The organism is Actinoallomurus vinaceus (assembly GCF_039542055.1).
Classification (GTDB): Bacteria; Actinomycetota; Actinomycetes; order Streptosporangiales; family Streptosporangiaceae; genus Actinoallomurus; species Actinoallomurus vinaceus.
Window position 1 is genome coordinate 230,501 of sequence record NZ_BAABHK010000014.1, and the last position, 15,454, is coordinate 245,954.

The 15,454-nt window shown below is 71.2% G+C and carries 15 protein-coding genes; 8 read left to right on the forward strand and 7 right to left on the reverse strand.

Annotated features, from left to right (window positions below):
* Positions 1–78 precede the first annotated feature (78 nt).
* Positions 79–654, forward strand: a complete 576-nt coding sequence (locus ABEA24_RS38770; RefSeq protein WP_345437909.1) for an AAA family ATPase — start codon at positions 79–81, stop codon at positions 652–654.
* A 100-nt stretch (positions 655–754) separates the two neighbouring features.
* Positions 755–1,348, forward strand: coding sequence for a superoxide dismutase family protein (locus tag ABEA24_RS38775; protein WP_345437911.1), 594 nt, complete (start codon positions 755–757; stop codon positions 1,346–1,348).
* Positions 1,349–1,499: 151 nt separating this feature from the next.
* Here ABEA24_RS38775 and ABEA24_RS38780 read toward each other — a convergent pair whose 3' ends face one another.
* Complete coding sequence (locus ABEA24_RS38780; RefSeq protein WP_345437912.1) at positions 1,500–1,952, reverse strand: MarR family winged helix-turn-helix transcriptional regulator; 453 nt, start codon at positions 1,950–1,952, stop codon at positions 1,500–1,502.
* Positions 1,949–3,439 carry an MFS transporter gene (locus ABEA24_RS38785; RefSeq protein ID WP_345437914.1) on the reverse strand — a complete coding sequence of 497 codons (1,491 nt, stop codon included), beginning with the start codon at positions 3,437–3,439 and terminating at the stop codon, positions 1,949–1,951. The genes ABEA24_RS38780 and ABEA24_RS38785 overlap by 4 nt, the downstream gene beginning before the upstream one ends.
* Positions 3,440–3,516: 77 nt before the next feature.
* On the opposite strand from ABEA24_RS38785, the gene ABEA24_RS38790 reads away from it, so the two are divergent.
* From ABEA24_RS38790 to ABEA24_RS38805, 4 genes are all read left to right on the forward strand, one after another.
* Positions 3,517–5,178, forward strand: a complete 1,662-nt coding sequence (locus ABEA24_RS38790; protein ID WP_345437916.1) for a 3-hydroxyacyl-CoA dehydrogenase family protein — start codon at positions 3,517–3,519, stop codon at positions 5,176–5,178.
* Positions 5,179–5,224: 46 nt separating this feature from the next.
* On the forward strand, positions 5,225–5,536 hold the full coding sequence (locus ABEA24_RS38795; RefSeq protein ID WP_345437918.1) for an ATP/GTP-binding protein: 312 nt from the start codon (positions 5,225–5,227) through the stop codon (positions 5,534–5,536).
* A 10-nt stretch (positions 5,537–5,546) separates the two neighbouring features.
* Positions 5,547–6,257, forward strand: a complete 711-nt coding sequence (locus ABEA24_RS38800; RefSeq protein ID WP_345437921.1) for an alpha/beta hydrolase — start codon at positions 5,547–5,549, stop codon at positions 6,255–6,257.
* Between the two features lie 170 nt (positions 6,258–6,427).
* Positions 6,428–7,213 (forward strand): alpha/beta fold hydrolase, encoded by a 786-nt coding sequence (locus ABEA24_RS38805; protein ID WP_345437923.1) that lies wholly within the window; start codon positions 6,428–6,430, stop codon positions 7,211–7,213.
* A 7-nt stretch (positions 7,214–7,220) separates the two neighbouring features.
* On the opposite strand, the gene ABEA24_RS38810 is transcribed toward ABEA24_RS38805, so the two are convergent.
* From ABEA24_RS38810 to mce, 3 genes are all read right to left on the reverse strand, one after another.
* Positions 7,221–8,429, reverse strand: a complete 1,209-nt coding sequence (locus ABEA24_RS38810; protein ID WP_345437925.1) for an AI-2E family transporter — start codon at positions 8,427–8,429, stop codon at positions 7,221–7,223.
* A gap of 237 nt (positions 8,430–8,666) precedes the next feature.
* A complete protein-coding gene (locus tag ABEA24_RS38815; protein WP_345437927.1) occupies positions 8,667–9,977 on the reverse strand; it encodes a DivIVA domain-containing protein in 1,311 nt (436 codons plus the stop codon).
* 239 nt (positions 9,978–10,216) lie between these two features.
* Positions 10,217–10,645 (reverse strand): methylmalonyl-CoA epimerase, encoded by a 429-nt coding sequence (gene mce, locus ABEA24_RS38820; protein ID WP_345437929.1) that lies wholly within the window; start codon positions 10,643–10,645, stop codon positions 10,217–10,219.
* Positions 10,646–10,728: 83 nt separating this feature from the next.
* Here mce and ABEA24_RS38825 point away from each other — a divergent pair, with 83 nt between their 5' ends.
* Positions 10,729–11,907, forward strand: coding sequence for an acetyl-CoA C-acetyltransferase (locus ABEA24_RS38825; RefSeq protein ID WP_345437931.1), 1,179 nt, complete (start codon positions 10,729–10,731; stop codon positions 11,905–11,907).
* Positions 11,908–11,915: 8 nt separating this feature from the next.
* The gene (gene meaB / locus ABEA24_RS38830) at positions 11,916–12,872 is read left to right on the forward strand and encodes a methylmalonyl Co-A mutase-associated GTPase MeaB (protein WP_345437933.1); all 957 of its coding nucleotides are present in this window, start codon (positions 11,916–11,918) and stop codon (positions 12,870–12,872) included.
* Positions 12,873–12,881: 9 nt separating this feature from the next.
* Here meaB and ABEA24_RS38835 read toward each other — a convergent pair whose 3' ends face one another.
* Complete coding sequence (locus ABEA24_RS38835; RefSeq protein WP_345437935.1) at positions 12,882–14,582, reverse strand: bifunctional lysylphosphatidylglycerol flippase/synthetase MprF; 1,701 nt, start codon at positions 14,580–14,582, stop codon at positions 12,882–12,884.
* A 77-nt stretch (positions 14,583–14,659) separates the two neighbouring features.
* Entirely contained in the window at positions 14,660–15,346 is a 687-nt protein-coding gene (locus tag ABEA24_RS38840) for a DUF4230 domain-containing protein (RefSeq protein WP_345437937.1), read from the reverse strand.
* Between the last annotated feature and the right edge of the window lie 108 nt (positions 15,347–15,454).

A 15,454-nucleotide genomic window follows, 5' to 3' on the forward strand; every position in this document is an offset into this window, starting at 1 on the left:
TTAGCGCGTGACCCAGTCCTTTTCCCTTCCCCCGCATGCCTTGACGCCTGCCCGTCGCCGTTCTCAGGAGGATTTTGGATGTCCGTCCAGCCGCAGTACAGGTTCATCGTCATCACCGGAGGGCCCGGAGCCGGGAAGACGACGCTGATCGACCAGTTGCGCCGCGAGCGGTTCGCGTGTGCGCCGGAGGGCGGCCGCGCCATCATCCAGGATCAGGCGGCCATCGGTGGTGGAGCGCTGCCGTGGCGCGATCCCGCCCTGTTCGCCGAGCTCATGCTGGCCTGGGACCTGCGGTCCTACCGGCACGCGACGGAGTACGCGGATGGGCGGACGTCCGGGACGGCACCGGTCTTCTTCGATCGCGGCGTCGTCGACGTCATCGGCTACCTCCGGCTCATGCGGCTGCCGGTCCCACCGCACCTGCAGGCCGCTGCTCAGCGGTTCCGGTACGACCGGCGGGTGTTCGTCGCTCCGTACTGGCCGGAGATCTACGAGCGGGACCAGGAGCGCCGGCAGAGCCCCGAGGAGGCGGAGCGGACCTGTCACGCATGCGTCGAGGCGTACGCCGAGCAGGGGTACGAGCCGGTCTTCCTGCCGCGTACCGGTGTCGTGGAACGAGCGCGGTTCGTCCTGGAGGCCGTCGGCGCCCGCTGAGGCGCCGGGCGGTGCGCTGGTTCGGCAATCATTTGCCCAGGTCCGCGTATGGGTCCGGGTGGTGGGCGACCGGCCGACGTCGGCCGGGTATGGGAACCGCATGCCAGGCAAGGTGCATCTCGCGGTGGTGGGCGTCATCGGTGGCGGAGCGGTCGTGCTCGGCGCGAGCGCGGCGGCCGACGCGATGTTCGGTCGGGCGGTCTCGGCGGCCGGCGCCGTCATCAAGGACGTGAGCGGAAAGACGGTCGGGTCGCTGCGCATCGCCGACGACGGGAACGGCCGGGCCATGGTCACGGTCACGGTGAACGGCCTGCCCGCCGGCTACCACGGCATCCACGTTCACGCCAAAGGCGTCTGCGATCCCAAGTCGACCGACCCGGCCACCGGGACTCCGTTCTTCAGCGCGGGCCCGCATTTCGACCTCACGTCGAGCGCGCATCCCGACCACTCCGGCGACCTGCCCGATCTGCTGGTCAACCGTGATGGGTCCGGGCGGGCCTCGTTCACGACCGACCGGTTCCGCATGGCGCAGCTACGCGATCGGGACGGCAGCGCGATCGTCATCCACGCCCTGCCGGACAACCAGGCCAACATCCCGGCCCGGTACCGTCACGCGGGTGGGACCGGGCCCGACGCCGAGACCCGTAAGGCCGGTGACGCCGGACGGCGCGTCGCCTGCGGCGTCATCGGCTGAGCCGAGGAGACCGACGCGACCCGGCACCGGCCGATGCCGGCCTGACGCCGCTGCGCGTGACCGGCGGCGAGACCGCGGCAGCCCACGACCTGGCGCCGGCCGATGCCGGCCTGACGCTGCCGCACGTGACCGGCGGCGAGGGCGCCGCGGGCTACGCGTCCGATGGCTGGAGCTTGGCCATGATCCGGTCGAGGGCGGCGAGCTCGTCCGGATCGAGGGCGAGCAGGGAGCGGGGCGGCCGGGCCAGGATTTCGTCCGCCTGGCGGGCGACTGCGGCCCCGGCCGGCGTGAGTGAGACGATCTTGGAGCGGCGGTCTTCGGGGTGGACGCTACGTTCGACGTAGCCGCGTTGTTCGAGGTCGTCGACGACCAGGGTGGTGTACGGCTTCTCAGTGCTCAGACGGGCGGTGAGCTCGCGCATGGTGAGCGGGCCGCCCCGCAGGCGGCGCAGCGCCTTGGCGCGGAAGAAGCTTATGCCGAGTGTGTCGGTGATCTCCTTGCGGCGGTCCTCTCCGCGGAGGACGAGGTCGCACATCGTCGCCCAGGCGCGGACGGCCGCATCCGGCTCCGCCACGTCCATGGGGCCGTCCGTCGCGTCGCTCATGAGGTGTCCGCCGTCCTGGTCGAGCCGTGGTCGAGCCGCTCGGCGGTGCGCGCGGCGGTCTGCCTGGCCCAGCGGCCGGTCGTGAGGATACCGAGCACCAGGATCACGCTGCCACAACCCGCGCCGACCCACCAGCCGAGATGGCTGGCCTGAGGGAATCCGGTGCGCAGCGGGCCGTGTACGGCCGAGGTGACCAGGGATCCGGTGACGGCGACGCCCAGGGACTGACCGATCTGTCGGCTTGTGGAGGCGACGGCGGCGGCGACTCCGGCCTGGGTGCGCGGCATGCCGGAGACGGCGGTGTTGGTGATCGGCGCGTTGACCATGCCGAACCCGAGCCCGAACAGCACGTACGCCGCCATGAGCCGCCATGTCGGGGTGTGGGCGGTCAGGCCCGTGAGGATCAGCGCGCTCGCGACCATCGTCCCGCCCGCGACGACCAGCGGTATGCGCGGCCCGGCGGCGCCGACGATGCGGCCGGACAGCGGGGCGCAGACCAGGGTCATCCCGGCCATCGGCAGGGTGAGCAGGCCGGCGTGGAACGCGGAGTGGCCGAGGACGTCCTGTAGGTAGAGGGTGTTGAGGAAGAGGAAGCCACCGAGCGAGGCGAACCCGCAGACGGCGATGACCGTCGCTCCCGCGAACGGGGCGCTGCGGAAGAACCGGGGGTTGATCAGCGGCTCGGCGCGGCGCAGCTCGTACGGGATGAGGCAGGCCAGCGCGATGGCGGCCGCCGCGAAGCAGCCCACCGTCTGCGCGGATCCCCATCCGGCGCTCGGCGCCTCGATGATGCCGTACGTGAGGCCGGCGAGCAGCACGATGATCAGGAGCTGGCCGACCGGGTCGACCGGGCGCGGGCGCGGGGCGCGCGACTCGGGTACGAACCGCGCGCACAGGGCGAACGCGATCAGGCCCACCGGAATGTTGATCCAGAAGATCGCCTGCCAGCCGGCGGAGGCCGCGAGCGTACCGCCGACCAGCGGGCCCAGCGCCATGCTGATGCCGACCACGCCGCCCCACACGCCGATGGCGCGGGCCCGTTCCCGGGGGTCGGTGAAGGTGTTCGTGATGATCGACATGGCGACCGGGTTGAGCATGGAGCCGCCGACCGCCTGCACCATGCGCGCGGCGACCAGCCAGCCCAGGCTCGGCGACAGGGAGCACAACAGGGAGCCCGCGGTGAACAGGACCAGGCCGGTCTGGAACGTCCGCCGCCGGCCGATCCGGTCCGCCGTCGAGCCCGACAGCATCAATAGGGCCGCGATCACGACGATGTAGGCGTCGATGATCCACTGCAGGCCGGAGACGGAGGCGTGGAGGTCGCGCTGGATCGAGGGCAGGGCGACGTTCACGATCGTGTTGTCCAGGCCGACGATGAACAGGCTCATGCAACAGATCGCGAGGATCAGCAGGCGTCGCCGCTGGTCCGGCACGGCGGTGTCGCTGGGGGCAGGCGACCTGTCGGCATCGCGTCTAGTTATGGACATATAACTATTATACAGATATAACCAATCCGCCCGAGTCGGCCTTTCAGCAGGGCCGAGAGCTCTGGGAGACTGCGGGCATGGGTGCTTCGCTGAACAAGGTCGGGGTCGTAGGGCTCGGCACGATGGGGGCCGGGATCGCCGAGGTGCTCGCACGGAGCGGCCTGGCCGTCGTCGGGATCGAGGTGGGCGACGAGGCGCTGAAGCGCGGCCGCGGGCACCTGGAGAACTCCACCGGCCGGGCCGTGAAGCGCGGCAGGCTCTCGGCCGAGGAACAGCGCGCGATCCTCGACCGGATCGAGCTGTCCACCTCGTTCGGCGCCCTGAGCGACTGCGACCTGGTCGTCGAGGCCGTGCCGGAGCAGCTCGGGCTCAAGCGCCGGGTGTTCGAGCAGCTCGACGAGGTCTGCCGGGCCGACACCGTGCTCGCCACCAACACGTCGTCGCTGTCGGTCACCGAGATCGCCGTCAGCACGAACCGCCCCGAGCAGGTCGTCGGGGTGCACTTCTTCAACCCCGCGCCGGTGATGAGGCTCGTGGAGATCATCCACAGCGTGCTGACCCGGCCGGAGGCCCTGGCCGTCGTCCAGGACCTGGTCGAGCGGCTCGGCAAGATCGGGGTCACCGTCGGCGACCGCGCCGGGTTCATCGCGAACCGGCTGCTGTTCGGCTACCTGAACCAGGCCGCGGCGATGTACGACTCCGGGCACGCGACCCGTGAGGACATCGACGCCGCGATGAAGGCGACCGGCCTGCCGATGGGACCGCTGACGCTGATGGACCTCATCGGACTCGACGTCTCCCTGGAAGTGTGCGAGGCCATCTACCGGGAGACGCGCGACCGGCGGCACGCGCCCGCGCCGATCCTGCGGCAGCTCGTCACCGCCGGGCTGCTGGGCCGCAAGACCGGCCGCGGCTTCTACTCCTACGACGAGCCCGCCGCGCCGGCCGAGGCCGCGACCGCCGGGCCGCCGCCCCGCGTCGGGGTCGTCGGGTCGGGCCCGCTTGCCGTCGCCCTCATCCGGGGCTGCCTGCGAGCCGGCGCCGACGTCCGGTTCGTCGCCGGCGACAAGGAGAAGGCGCAAGCCGTCGGCGCGGCGCTGGAGCAGTCCGCCGAGGGCGGCCTGGAGCGGTCTGCCGAGGGCGGCACCGAGCTGGCGCTGCTCGCCGAGTGCGACCTGATCATCGAGGCGGTGGCCGAGGACACGTCGGTGAAGCGGTCGCTGTTCGCCGCCGTCGACGACGTCGCCAAGCCGGGTGCCATCCTCGCCACGACGGCCACGACCGTGCCGGTGATCGAGCTGGCGGCCGCCACGGACCGGCCGCAGGACGTCGTCGGGCTGCACCTGCCCGACCCGGAGGGCGAGCTCACCGAGATCGCCGCGACCGTGGTGACCGCTCCGGAGGTCGTGCGACGGGCCACCGAGTACGTCACCGCGCTCGGCAAGCATCCGGTGCGCTGCCGGGACCGCGCCGGCTTCATCGTCGACGCGCTGCGTGTCCCGTACCTCAATGACGCCGTCCGGATGCTCGAGTCCGGGTACGCCGACGCCGACGCGATCGACGCCGCGATGCGGTACGGCTGCGGGTACCCGATCGGCCCGATCGCCGACCTGGACCGGATCGGCCTGGGCCACGCGGTGGAGGTGCTGCGCGCCCTCTACACCGAGCACCGCGAGCCCGCGTACGCGCCCGCCGCGCTGCTGGAGGAACTGTTCACCGCGGGCCGCACATTCCGCTGAGTACCGGTTCGTCCCGTACGGTCCCGGTCCCCGTACCCTGAACGGCATGAGTCCGCGCAAGAACCGCCGTAGCAACGACGCCGTCCGGGAGACCGGGGCCGGCGCGTACGGCGGTCCGCAGCGGACCGAGGAGGGGCCCGACGGCGACTGGATCGTACGGCCGGTCGCGGGCGGGACGAAGGCGTACCGCTGTCCCGGGTGCGACCAGGAGATCGCGCCGGGCGTCGGGCACATCGTGGCCTGGCCCGCCGAGGGCGGCGGGCTCGACGACCGGCGGCACTGGCACCGGCCCTGCTGGAACCACCGCCTCGACCGGCTGCCGAACGTCCAGCGGTCCCGCCGTGGCCCGCGTTACTGAAGGGATCGCGATGGGGGAGATCCGGGCGAGCACGGTGCTGCCCGCGCGCCGTACGGACATCGAGCTGCGGACCGCCGACGGCCTTACCCTCGTCGGTGAGCTGGCCCTCCCGGAGGACCGGCCGCCGGTCGCCACCCTCATCTGCCTGCACCCGCTGCCGACGCACGGCGGCATGATGGACAGTCACGTCCTGCGCAAGGCGTCGTACCGGCTGCCGGCGCTCGCCGGACTCGCCGTGCTGCGGTTCAACACGCGCGGCACGAGCAGCGACCGTGGGACGAGCGAGGGGGAGTTCGGCGGGGGCGACTCCGAGCGGTACGACGTCGCGGCGGCGCTCGAGTACGCCGAGTACCACGACCTGCCGCGGGCGTGGCTGCTCGGCTGGTCGTTCGGCACCGAGCTCGCCCTCAAGTGGGGGCGGGACCCGCTCGTGGAGGGCGCGATCCTGCTGTCCCCGCCGCTGCACCGGGCGACCGACGCCGACCTCGACGCCTGGGCGGAGTTCGGCCGGCCGCTGGTCGCACTCGTCCCGGAGCACGACGACTACCTGAAGCCGGCGGAGGCGCGCGAGCGGTTCAAGCGGGTGCCTCAGGCGGAGGTCGTCGCCGTCGACGACGCCAAGCACCTGTGGGTCGGCGAGCCGTACGTGCGGATCGTGTTGAACGAGATCGTGCGCCGCGTCGCGCCGGAAACGTACCCGCTGCCCACCGAGGTGGAGTAGAAGGTTTCGTCGCATCGGGGTAAGAGCTTTTCGACCGTCGTCTGAGGTTTCTAAACCTCTGCGACCGGACACGGCCACCCTCTCGGCGGATCGAATCGCAGCGGTGAGGATGAGCTGTGCTCGTGCGTTCGCCGGGCTGGGCCGCATTCGTACCTGATGAGGTGATAGTCGTGCAGCTGTACAGCCGCGACGTCGGGGACGGGACACCCCTGGTGCTTCTGCACGCGTTCCCGCTGTCGTCGGCCATGTGGCTGGCCCAACGGGAGGCCTTGGCCGAGCGGTTCCGGGTGGTGACGCCGGACCTGCGCGGCTTCGGAGGTTCGCCCCTCGGCACCGCCGAACCGTCGGTCGACGTCATGGCGGACGACGTGGCGGCGTTGCTCGACGCCAAGGGCATCGACCGCGCCGTCGTCGGCGGCCTGTCGATGGGCGGCTACGTCACGCTGGCGTTCTGCCGGCGGCACCCCGACCGGGTCCTCGGCGCCGTCCTCGCCGACACGAAGGCCACGGCGGACACCGAGACGGCCCGGGCCGACCGGCTGCGCATCGCCGAGCGGCTGGAGGCGGACAAGACCGTCGACGTCCTCCTCGAGGGATTATTGCCGCGGCTGGTCGGGCCGACGACTATGCGGCAGCGGGCCCTGATCTACGGTCGCGTGCGCGGCCTGGTGCAGTCGGCGCCCGCGTCCGCCGCGGCGTGGGCACAGCGCGCCATGGCGGCCCGCCCGGACGCCTTGGAGACGCTCGCCGGGCTCCATGCCCCCGCCCTCATCGTCCACGGCGCGGAGGACGAGATCACGACGGAGGACGACGCCCGGGCGATGGCCGAGGCGCTTCCGAACGCCGAGCTCACCCTCGTGCCCCGCTCCGGCCACCTTCCCCCCGTCGAGCAGCCGCAGCTGTTCAACGAGGCGGTCGGGGAGTTCGTCGCCGCGCTGGGCCGTACGATCCGCTGACGCCGGATCAGAGCCGCTCCTGGCGAGGCATGACGACCTCGCGAATGATCAGCGCGACCGCGGCCGCCGTGGGGATGGCGAGCAGCGCGCCGATCATGCCGAGGAGCGCGCCGCCGATCAGCGCCGCGATGACCGTGACGGCCGGCTGGACGTCGACGGACTTCTTCATCACGCGCGGCTGAATCACGTAGTTCTCGACCTGCTGGTAGATCAGGAAGTAGATCAGGGACGCGATGCCGATCCAGAAGCCGGAGAAGAACGCGATGGCGGTGACGAGGACCGCCCCGATCGTCGCGCCGATGAGCGGGATCAGGTCGGTGATGGCCACGAGCAGCGCCAGCGCGATGGCGTACGGCACGTCCACGATCAGCAGGAAGATGTACGCCGTGACGCCGGCGATGATCGAGATCAGGACGTTGCCGCCGACGTACCCGCCGATGCGGGCGAGGATCTCGTCGCCCAGCAGCGCGACGCGGGCCCGCCGGGACCGGGGCGCGAGACGGTACATGAAGCTCGTGATGCTCGGCAGTGACCCCAGGAAGTAGAGCGTGAGGATCAGCACCGTGAAGGTGCTGAACACCCCGCTGATCACTACCTGGCCCACGCCGAGGATGCCGTTGGCGGCCTGCTTGCCGAGGTCCTTGCTCTGCAGCGCGTCCTTGGCGCGCTGGAGCAGGTGGTAGCGGTGGTCCCAGTCCTGCAGCTTCGGGTTGTTCTGCAGCTGCTCGATGTATCCGTTGCCGCTGGTGAGGTTGTTGACGAACGCGGTGATCTGCTCGGTCAGCGGCGGCACGATCGCGAAGCCGAACCCGACGAAGAACCCGACCAGGCACAGGAACACGACGAGCACGCCCCACCGGCGGGACACCCCGACCCGCGTGAGCGCCTCCACCGCCGGGTTGAGGCCGACCGCGAGGAACAGCGCCACGACGATCAGGATGATCACCTCGCGGGCGTCGCCGGCCGCCTTGACCAGCATGTACGCGGCGAGCACCCCGAGCGCGCCCCAGAAGCCGAAGATGAACGGGTGGCCGCGGGTGAGCGGCCGGCCCGGACGGCCGAAGGGGAAGAGTGCGTCGACGCCAGCCTCACGCTGCCGGGCCTCGAGGTCGGTGACCGGATCGAGGGCGGCCACCTCGCCCACGGATCCGGAACTCTCCGCGAGGGTCCCGGTCTCCTCGCGCTGCTCGCCGTCGATGGGGGGTTCGGCAGGCACGCACGTCTCCTTGAGTCGTCCCGATGGTAAAGAAGAGCCTAGGAGATCACTCCTAGGCTCTTCACCATCTCGTGCGCCGGTCCGCGGTGATGGAGGTCACCGCGGACCGGTCATCGCCTCCCGCTCAGTGAGGCCGAGGGGCCGGTCGGCTCACTCGCCCTCATGGTCGCTCGCCCACCTCACTCGCCTCGTGAGCACCCTCGTTCCTCGGGCGCTCACTCAGCTCGCTCGTCAGGCTTACTCCTGCCACCAGTCGTCTTCTTCGTCCTTCTTCTTGGCCTCCGCCGGCGGCGGGGTGGCCGCGGCGGGCGCCGGCTTGGGCGCGGGCTTCGGCTCGGCCGGAGCGATCGCGGGCTTCTCCGGCGGCGCGGAGATGGCCTCGTCGGCCCCGCCGCCACCCAGCGGCCCAGAGACACCGCCGATGAGCTGACGCAGCTGGTTGAGGTGGCTGGTGATGCTGTCGCGCTGGCGCGTGAGCTCGTCCACCTGGCGCTGCGCGGTGGTGCGCATCCGCTCGGCTTCGTTCTTGGTCTCGGTGAGCAACTGCTCGGCCTGAGACTTCGCCTCGGCGATGATCTGCTCGGAGTTCTTCCGGGCGTTGGCGACGAGCTGCTTGGCGTGGCTGTCGGCCTCGCGGCGCGTCTGCTCGGCCTGCTGGGTCGCCTTGGTGGCGCGCTGCTCGGCGGACGCGGCGCGCTGCTCGGCCTCGGCCACGAGCTTCTGCGTGGCGCTCTGCGCCGCCGCGTGCCGCTCGGCGTCCTGCCGCTCGGCCTCTTCGCGCCGGGCGGCCAGCTGGATCTCGAACTCCGCCTCGGCCTGCGCCCGCTGGGCCTCGCTCTCCTCGAGGATGCGGTTGGCCTGGGCCCGCATCTCGTCGGCCTGGCGCTTGGCCGTGGTGAGGATCTCGTCGCGCTCCCGCTTGGTGGACGCCCGCAGCTGGGCGACCTCCCGCTCGGTGGTGGTGCGGAGCTTGGCGATCTCCCGCTCGGCGGCGGCGCGCTTCTCGGCGACCTCGTGGTCGGCGGTGGCGCGCAGCTTGGCCACCTCGCGCTCGGTCGTGGAGGTCAGCTCGTCGGCGTGCCGGCGGGCCGTGGTGCGCACCTCCTCGGCCTCACGCTCGGCCGTGTTGCGCATGTCGTCGCCCTCGCGCTTGGCGGTGGCGCGGACGTCGGACGCCTCGCTCTCCGCGGCGGCGCGCAGCTCCGCGGCGTCGACCTTGGCGGCGGCCTTTATCTCGTTGGCCTCCGTGCGGGCGGCCTGGACGAGCTCGGTCGCCTGCTCCTCGGCGAGGCGCAGCAACTGCTCGATGCGCGCGCCGAGACCGGAATAGGTGGGTCGCTCCTGCTCCTGGAGCTGCCGATGCGCGTCGGAGAGCTCGCGCTGCATCGCCTGGGTCTGCTCACGGCTCTGGCGAACCTCGGCGTCGAGCTGCTTGATGTGCTCTTCGACCTGGTGCCGGTCGTAGCCGCGCAGCACCACGTCGAACTCGCGTGGGGGCGTGCTGTCTTCGAAGAAGTTGCTGAGCTGGGCGTCGATGTCGGACTGCATGAGGCTCAATCCTGCTGTGACGAGACGGCTACAAGTGAGTGGAGGTACCAGACGATGGCCGCGCGAGTACTGCGTGTTACGGGGTACGGCACGTGCGGGACCACTTTCCGGCGACAGCAGAGTACTCCGGACACTGCCGTGTTGGGGGCTCAACTTTACGTCCTGGGCAGTTTGTCGTAATTGTTAGATCCCATGTAGCGCCCGGGTAAGGCCCCTGTCCTCATCGTCGAGGCTCCGGGTCAGTGCTCGAGCCGTCGCGCCTGGACGAGTTCGGTCAGCACGCCGCCGACGTCCTTGGGGTGGAGGAACGCGATCGACGCCCCCATCGAGCCGTGCCGGGGACGCTCGTCCAGCAGCCGAACGCCCTTCGCCCCGATGGCCTCCAGCGCCGCCGTCACGTCGTCGACGCCGTATCCGACGTGGTGCACACCTTCTCCCCGTTTCGCCAGGAACTTCCCCACCGGCGTATCGGGGTGCAGCGGCTCCAGCAGCTGGACGTACGACGAGCCCGCGGGCCCGTCGGCGACGTGGAGCATCGCCTCCTTGACCCCCTGCTCCTCGTTGACCTCCCGCGACGCCACGATCAGACCGAATGTGCTCTCGTAGAAAGCGATCTTCTCCTCAAGATCATGGCATGCGATGCCGACATGATCGATCCGCGTGAGCATGGCGCTGGCCTCCCTGAACGTCCCGGCTTCCTTATGGGTATGTTGGCAAACGTCGCCCCCATCTTTCGCGGAGGTCTCGTTCCATGGCCGGATCCGTCATCGTCGCCGGAGCGCGGACGCCCATCGGGCGCCTGCTCGGCTCTCTCAAGGACTTCGCAGCGGTGGACCTCGGCGCGATCGCCATCCGCGCCGCCCTCGAACGCGCCGGCCTCACCGGCGACCAGGTCGACTACGTCATCATGGGCCACGTGCTGCAGGCGGGCGCCGGGCAGATCCCGTCCCGCCAGGCCGCCGTCAAGGCCGGCATCCCCATGGACGTCCCCTCGCTGACGATCAACAAGGTCTGTCTGTCGGGCCTGGACGCCATCGCCCTGGCCGACCAGCTCATCCGGGCGGGCGAGTTCGACGTCGTGGTCGCGGGCGGCATGGAGTCGATGACCAACGCCCCGCACCTGCTGCCGAAGGCGCGCCAGGGCTACAAGTACGGCTCGGTCGAGGTGCTCGACGCCACGGCCCACGACGGCCTCACCGACGCCTTCGACGGCGTCTCGATGGGCGAGTCGACCGAGCGGTACAACGCGAAGCTGGGCATCTCCCGCGAGGAGCAGGACGAGTTCGCCGCCCGCTCGCACCAGCGGGCCGCCGACGCGATCAAGAACCAGCTGTTCGACGACGAGATCGTCCCCGTCGAGATCCCGCAGCGCAAGGGCGACCCGGTCGTCTTCTCCGCCGACGAGGGGGTGCGCGCCGACACCACGGCCGAGTCCCTCGGCCGCCTGCGGCCCGCCTTCAGCAAGGACGGCACGATCACCGCCGGCTCGTCCTCGCAGATCTCCGACGGCGCGTGCGCGGTCGTCGTCATGTCCAAGGCCAAGGCCGAGGAGCTCGGGCTGACCTGGCTGGCCGAGATCGGCGCGCACGGCAACGTCGCCGGTCCGGACAACTCCCTGCAGTCCCAGCCGGCCAACGCCATCAAGCACGCGCTCGGCAAGCAGGGGCTGACCGTCGGCGACCTGGACCTCATCGAGATCAACGAGGCGTTCGCGTCGGTGGGCATCCAGTCGATGCGCGACCTCGGCGTCGACGCGGGCAAGGTCAACGTCAACGGCGGCGCCATCGCGCTCGGCCACCCGATCGGCATGTCGGGCGCCCGGATCGTGCTGCACCTGGCGTACGAGCTGCGCCGCCGGGGCGGCGGGACCGGCGCGGCCGGACTGTGCGGGGGCGGCGGTCAGGGCGACGCCCTCATCCTGAAGGTCTGAGGACGCGGGTGGCGCGCAACGTCGACGTCGGGGATCTGGTCGAGCGGGCGAGGAAGGGGCAGCCGCGCGCGCTGGCGCGGCTGATCTCCCTGGTGGAGAACGCCTCGCCGCAGCTGCGGCCGATCATGGCCGCGCTGAACCCGCTCGCCGGCCGGGCCCGGGTCGTCGGCCTGACCGGCGCGCCCGGCGTCGGGAAGTCCACGTCGACCGGCGCGCTGGTCACGGCGTTCCGGAAGCGCGGGCTGCGCGTCGGCGTGCTGGCGGTCGACCCGTCGTCCCCGTTCACCGGCGGTGCGCTGCTGGGCGACCGCGTCCGGATGCAGGACCACGCCGCCGACTCCGGCGTCTTCATCCGCTCGATGGCCAGCCGCGGCCACCTGGGAGGCCTGTCCTGGGCGGCCCCGCAGGCCATCCGCGTCCTCGACGCGGCGGGCTGCGACGTCGTGCTCGTGGAGACCGTCGGGGTCGGCCAGGCGGAGGTGGAGATCGCCTCGCTCGCGGACTCGACGATCGTGCTGGTGTCGCCGGGCATGGGCGACTCCATCCAGGCCGCCAAGGCCGGGATCCTGGAGATCGCCGACGTCTTCGTGGTCAACAAGGCCGACCGGGACGGCGCCCAGCAGACCGTACGCGACCTGCGCAACATGATCGCGCTGGCCGGCGACGTGGGGTGGAAGCCGCCGATCGTGCCGACCGTCGCGGTCAAGGGCGAGGGCGTCGACGACGTCGTACGGCGGCTGGACGAGCACTACGCGTGGATGGAGGAGTCCGGCGAGCTCCAGCGGCGGCGGCTGGCCCGGGTCCGCGACGAGATCGAGGCCATCGCCGTCACCACGCTCCGCGAGCGCATGGGCGACCTGCACGGCCACCAGCGCCTCGACGTCCTCGCCGCGAAGGTCCTCTCCGCCGACTGCGACCCCTACTCCGCCGCCGACGAACTCGTCGCAGGCCTCACGAACGAGTGATCCGGCCGGTCACCGGGACGGCGAGGCGACGTAGCCGTCCTCGGGGACCGGGTCGGCGGCCGGGGCGGGCTCGGGGCGGGGCGGGCGGCGGTGGCCGAACTCCAGGGTGAGCAGCGCCGCCGCGACGGGCAGGAGGCTCGCCCACGACGGGAAGGCCACCGCGCGCGGCACGTACCGCGGCCGGAACTTCCGGTTGAACAGGTACAGCGACTCCACCTTGATGAACGGGTCGAGCAGGTGGATCAGGCGGTAGCCGCCCTGTTCGAGGAGCCCGCGCTCGGCGGTGTCGAACAGCTCGCGGAACGCCGCGAAATTGAGGGACACCTCGTCGATGCCGCGTTCGCGCGCGTACGCCATGACGTCGGCGATCATCCGCTCGTTGAGCCCGTTCGGGCCGTCGGGCGCGCGGCGCATCGCGTCGAGGGACAGCCGCCGTCCGCAGGCGCTCGGCAGGTACCGCTGGAAGCCGATGGGCGCGCCCTCGGCGTCGCGGGCGACCACGACGACCGAGGAGGCGTGCCGGCCCGTCAGCAGGTCGTCGAGGTTCATCGAGAAGCCGCGCTCGTCGGTGCCGCCCATGGCCTCGGCGGCGACCGCCTGGAGCCGGGCGCGCTCGTCGGCGCTCAGGTCGCCCTCGCACACGACCTCGGTGGTCACGCCCGCGTTGCGGGTGCGCTGCACCGCCTGCCGGACGTTGCGCATGCTCCGGCCGCTCAGGCCGAACTCGGTCGGGGTCAGGACGACCTCGTCGCCGATGCCGATCGAGCGCAGGCCGTACGGGCGCCACAGGTCGAGCAGGTCGCCGCGGGCGCCGAGCACGGCCATCCGCCACCCGGAGCGCTCGGCCAGCGCGGCGAACTCGGCGACGGAAGCCGGGTAGGAGCGCGGGTCGCCGGCCGGGTCGCCGCCCACGACGGCGACGCCGTACAGCACGCGGTATCCGATGACGGCGCGCCGGTCGGGGCTGAAGACGTACGACTTGTCGCTGCGCAGGACGAAGGGGGCCAGCGTGTCGGACCCCTCGTCGTCGACCAGGCGCGCCGCCTCGGCGCGTTCGAGTTCGGAGCCCGCCGGAGGCGGTGGCGCGGGCGTGAGCATCGTGACCAGCATGGCGAGCAGCCCGCCGCCGCCGATCAGGCCCAGGCTGGCCTCGAACCAGTGGTCGGCCGCGCCGGTGAAGTGGACGGGGCCGGGACCCGACGCGGTCAGGCCGGCGAGGATCTCGCGTCCCGCATCTTCGGGCGTGGGCCCGGGGGACATCTGATGCCACTGGAGGATCATGACCGCGAGGCCGTACGCGATCGCGAGGCCGTACGTGATGAGGCCGGCGCGGACGGCGGTGCGGACCCGGCTGGGCGAGGCCGTGAACTCCCCGCGGAACCGGATGAAGGCGGTGAACGCCGCGACCAGGAGCATGAGGCGGCCGAGCTGCCAGGTGTTGAGGGCGTCCAGGGCCGACAGTCCGGTGAGCAGGAGGACGACGTAGAAGGCGACCCGGCGGCGCAGGAGCACCCCGCGCGCGGTGGCGAGGAGGATCAGCGCCAGGACGAACTCCTGGCCGTTCGGGAAGAGCTCACCGATGACGAGATGCGCCGGACGCTCGGGTGTGGAGCCGCCCATCGCCGGGAGTGCGACGGCCACCGCGGCCGCCGCGATCGGGATGGCGAGCGGCCAGGTGGGTCTGCGATGAAGTGTTGACGTGCCTGCCACGGACACAGCGATCACCCCGGTTTATCCGTAACCGGCCCTTATTTAGTGCTATTCCCCGTGGGCCGGTATCGATAAGATCACGGTGATGTGGCGTAAGTCACCGTAACGTTTTTGAATCCCAGGCCGCGCAACAAGTTCATGATCATTTGTTTGGTGTTCTCGTCGGCCCGCGCCGCCAGGCCACTGGCCCCGGCCGCGTCCTGGATCTTCTGTGCCGCCAGCTGGTACATCTGCTGCTGCTGATTGGGGTTCGAGCTGAAGAAATCGCCGATTCGGTCGAACAGTCCGCGTTCCTGGGCGAAGACATAACTGCGTTTCGTGTCCAGATTGGTCTTCTCGAGCCGGGCGTGCGGCAGCCGGATCGTCACGGACGTGCGGTTCTTGTCGGTGGTCACCGCTCCGTTGCCCAGGTGCGAGAAGTCGACGTAGGAGTCGACGCTCCCCGTGCCGACGAACAGCGTCCGCCGGCCCCGGATCTGGCTGGGCAGGAACTGCGCGTCCTTCTCCAGGTCCACGACGACCTGGAACTGGCCCGTCGCCGCCTCGTACCGGGAGATGTTCTGGATCGACTGCAGGACGGCGGGCCCGCTGCGGTCCTTCGTCTGCTCGCTGAACGGGTTGAGCCAGTGCGGAAGCGCGTGAACGGCCTGCAGCACGGCGTACGCCAGCGCGAGGAGCACTACGAGGAACGCGATCAAGCGAAGGCCCGGGCGCCGCGGCGGCCGGGATGACGGCTCGTCCTCGGGGGCTTCCGGTCGCACCATTCGTCTCACCTCTGGGGGGTTCGGCTATGCACGCATTACCCCGGAAGAGAGCGACTCATCCCAAGTTCGCGCGGCCATGAAGGCGCAGGCGCGTGACCTCGACGAATG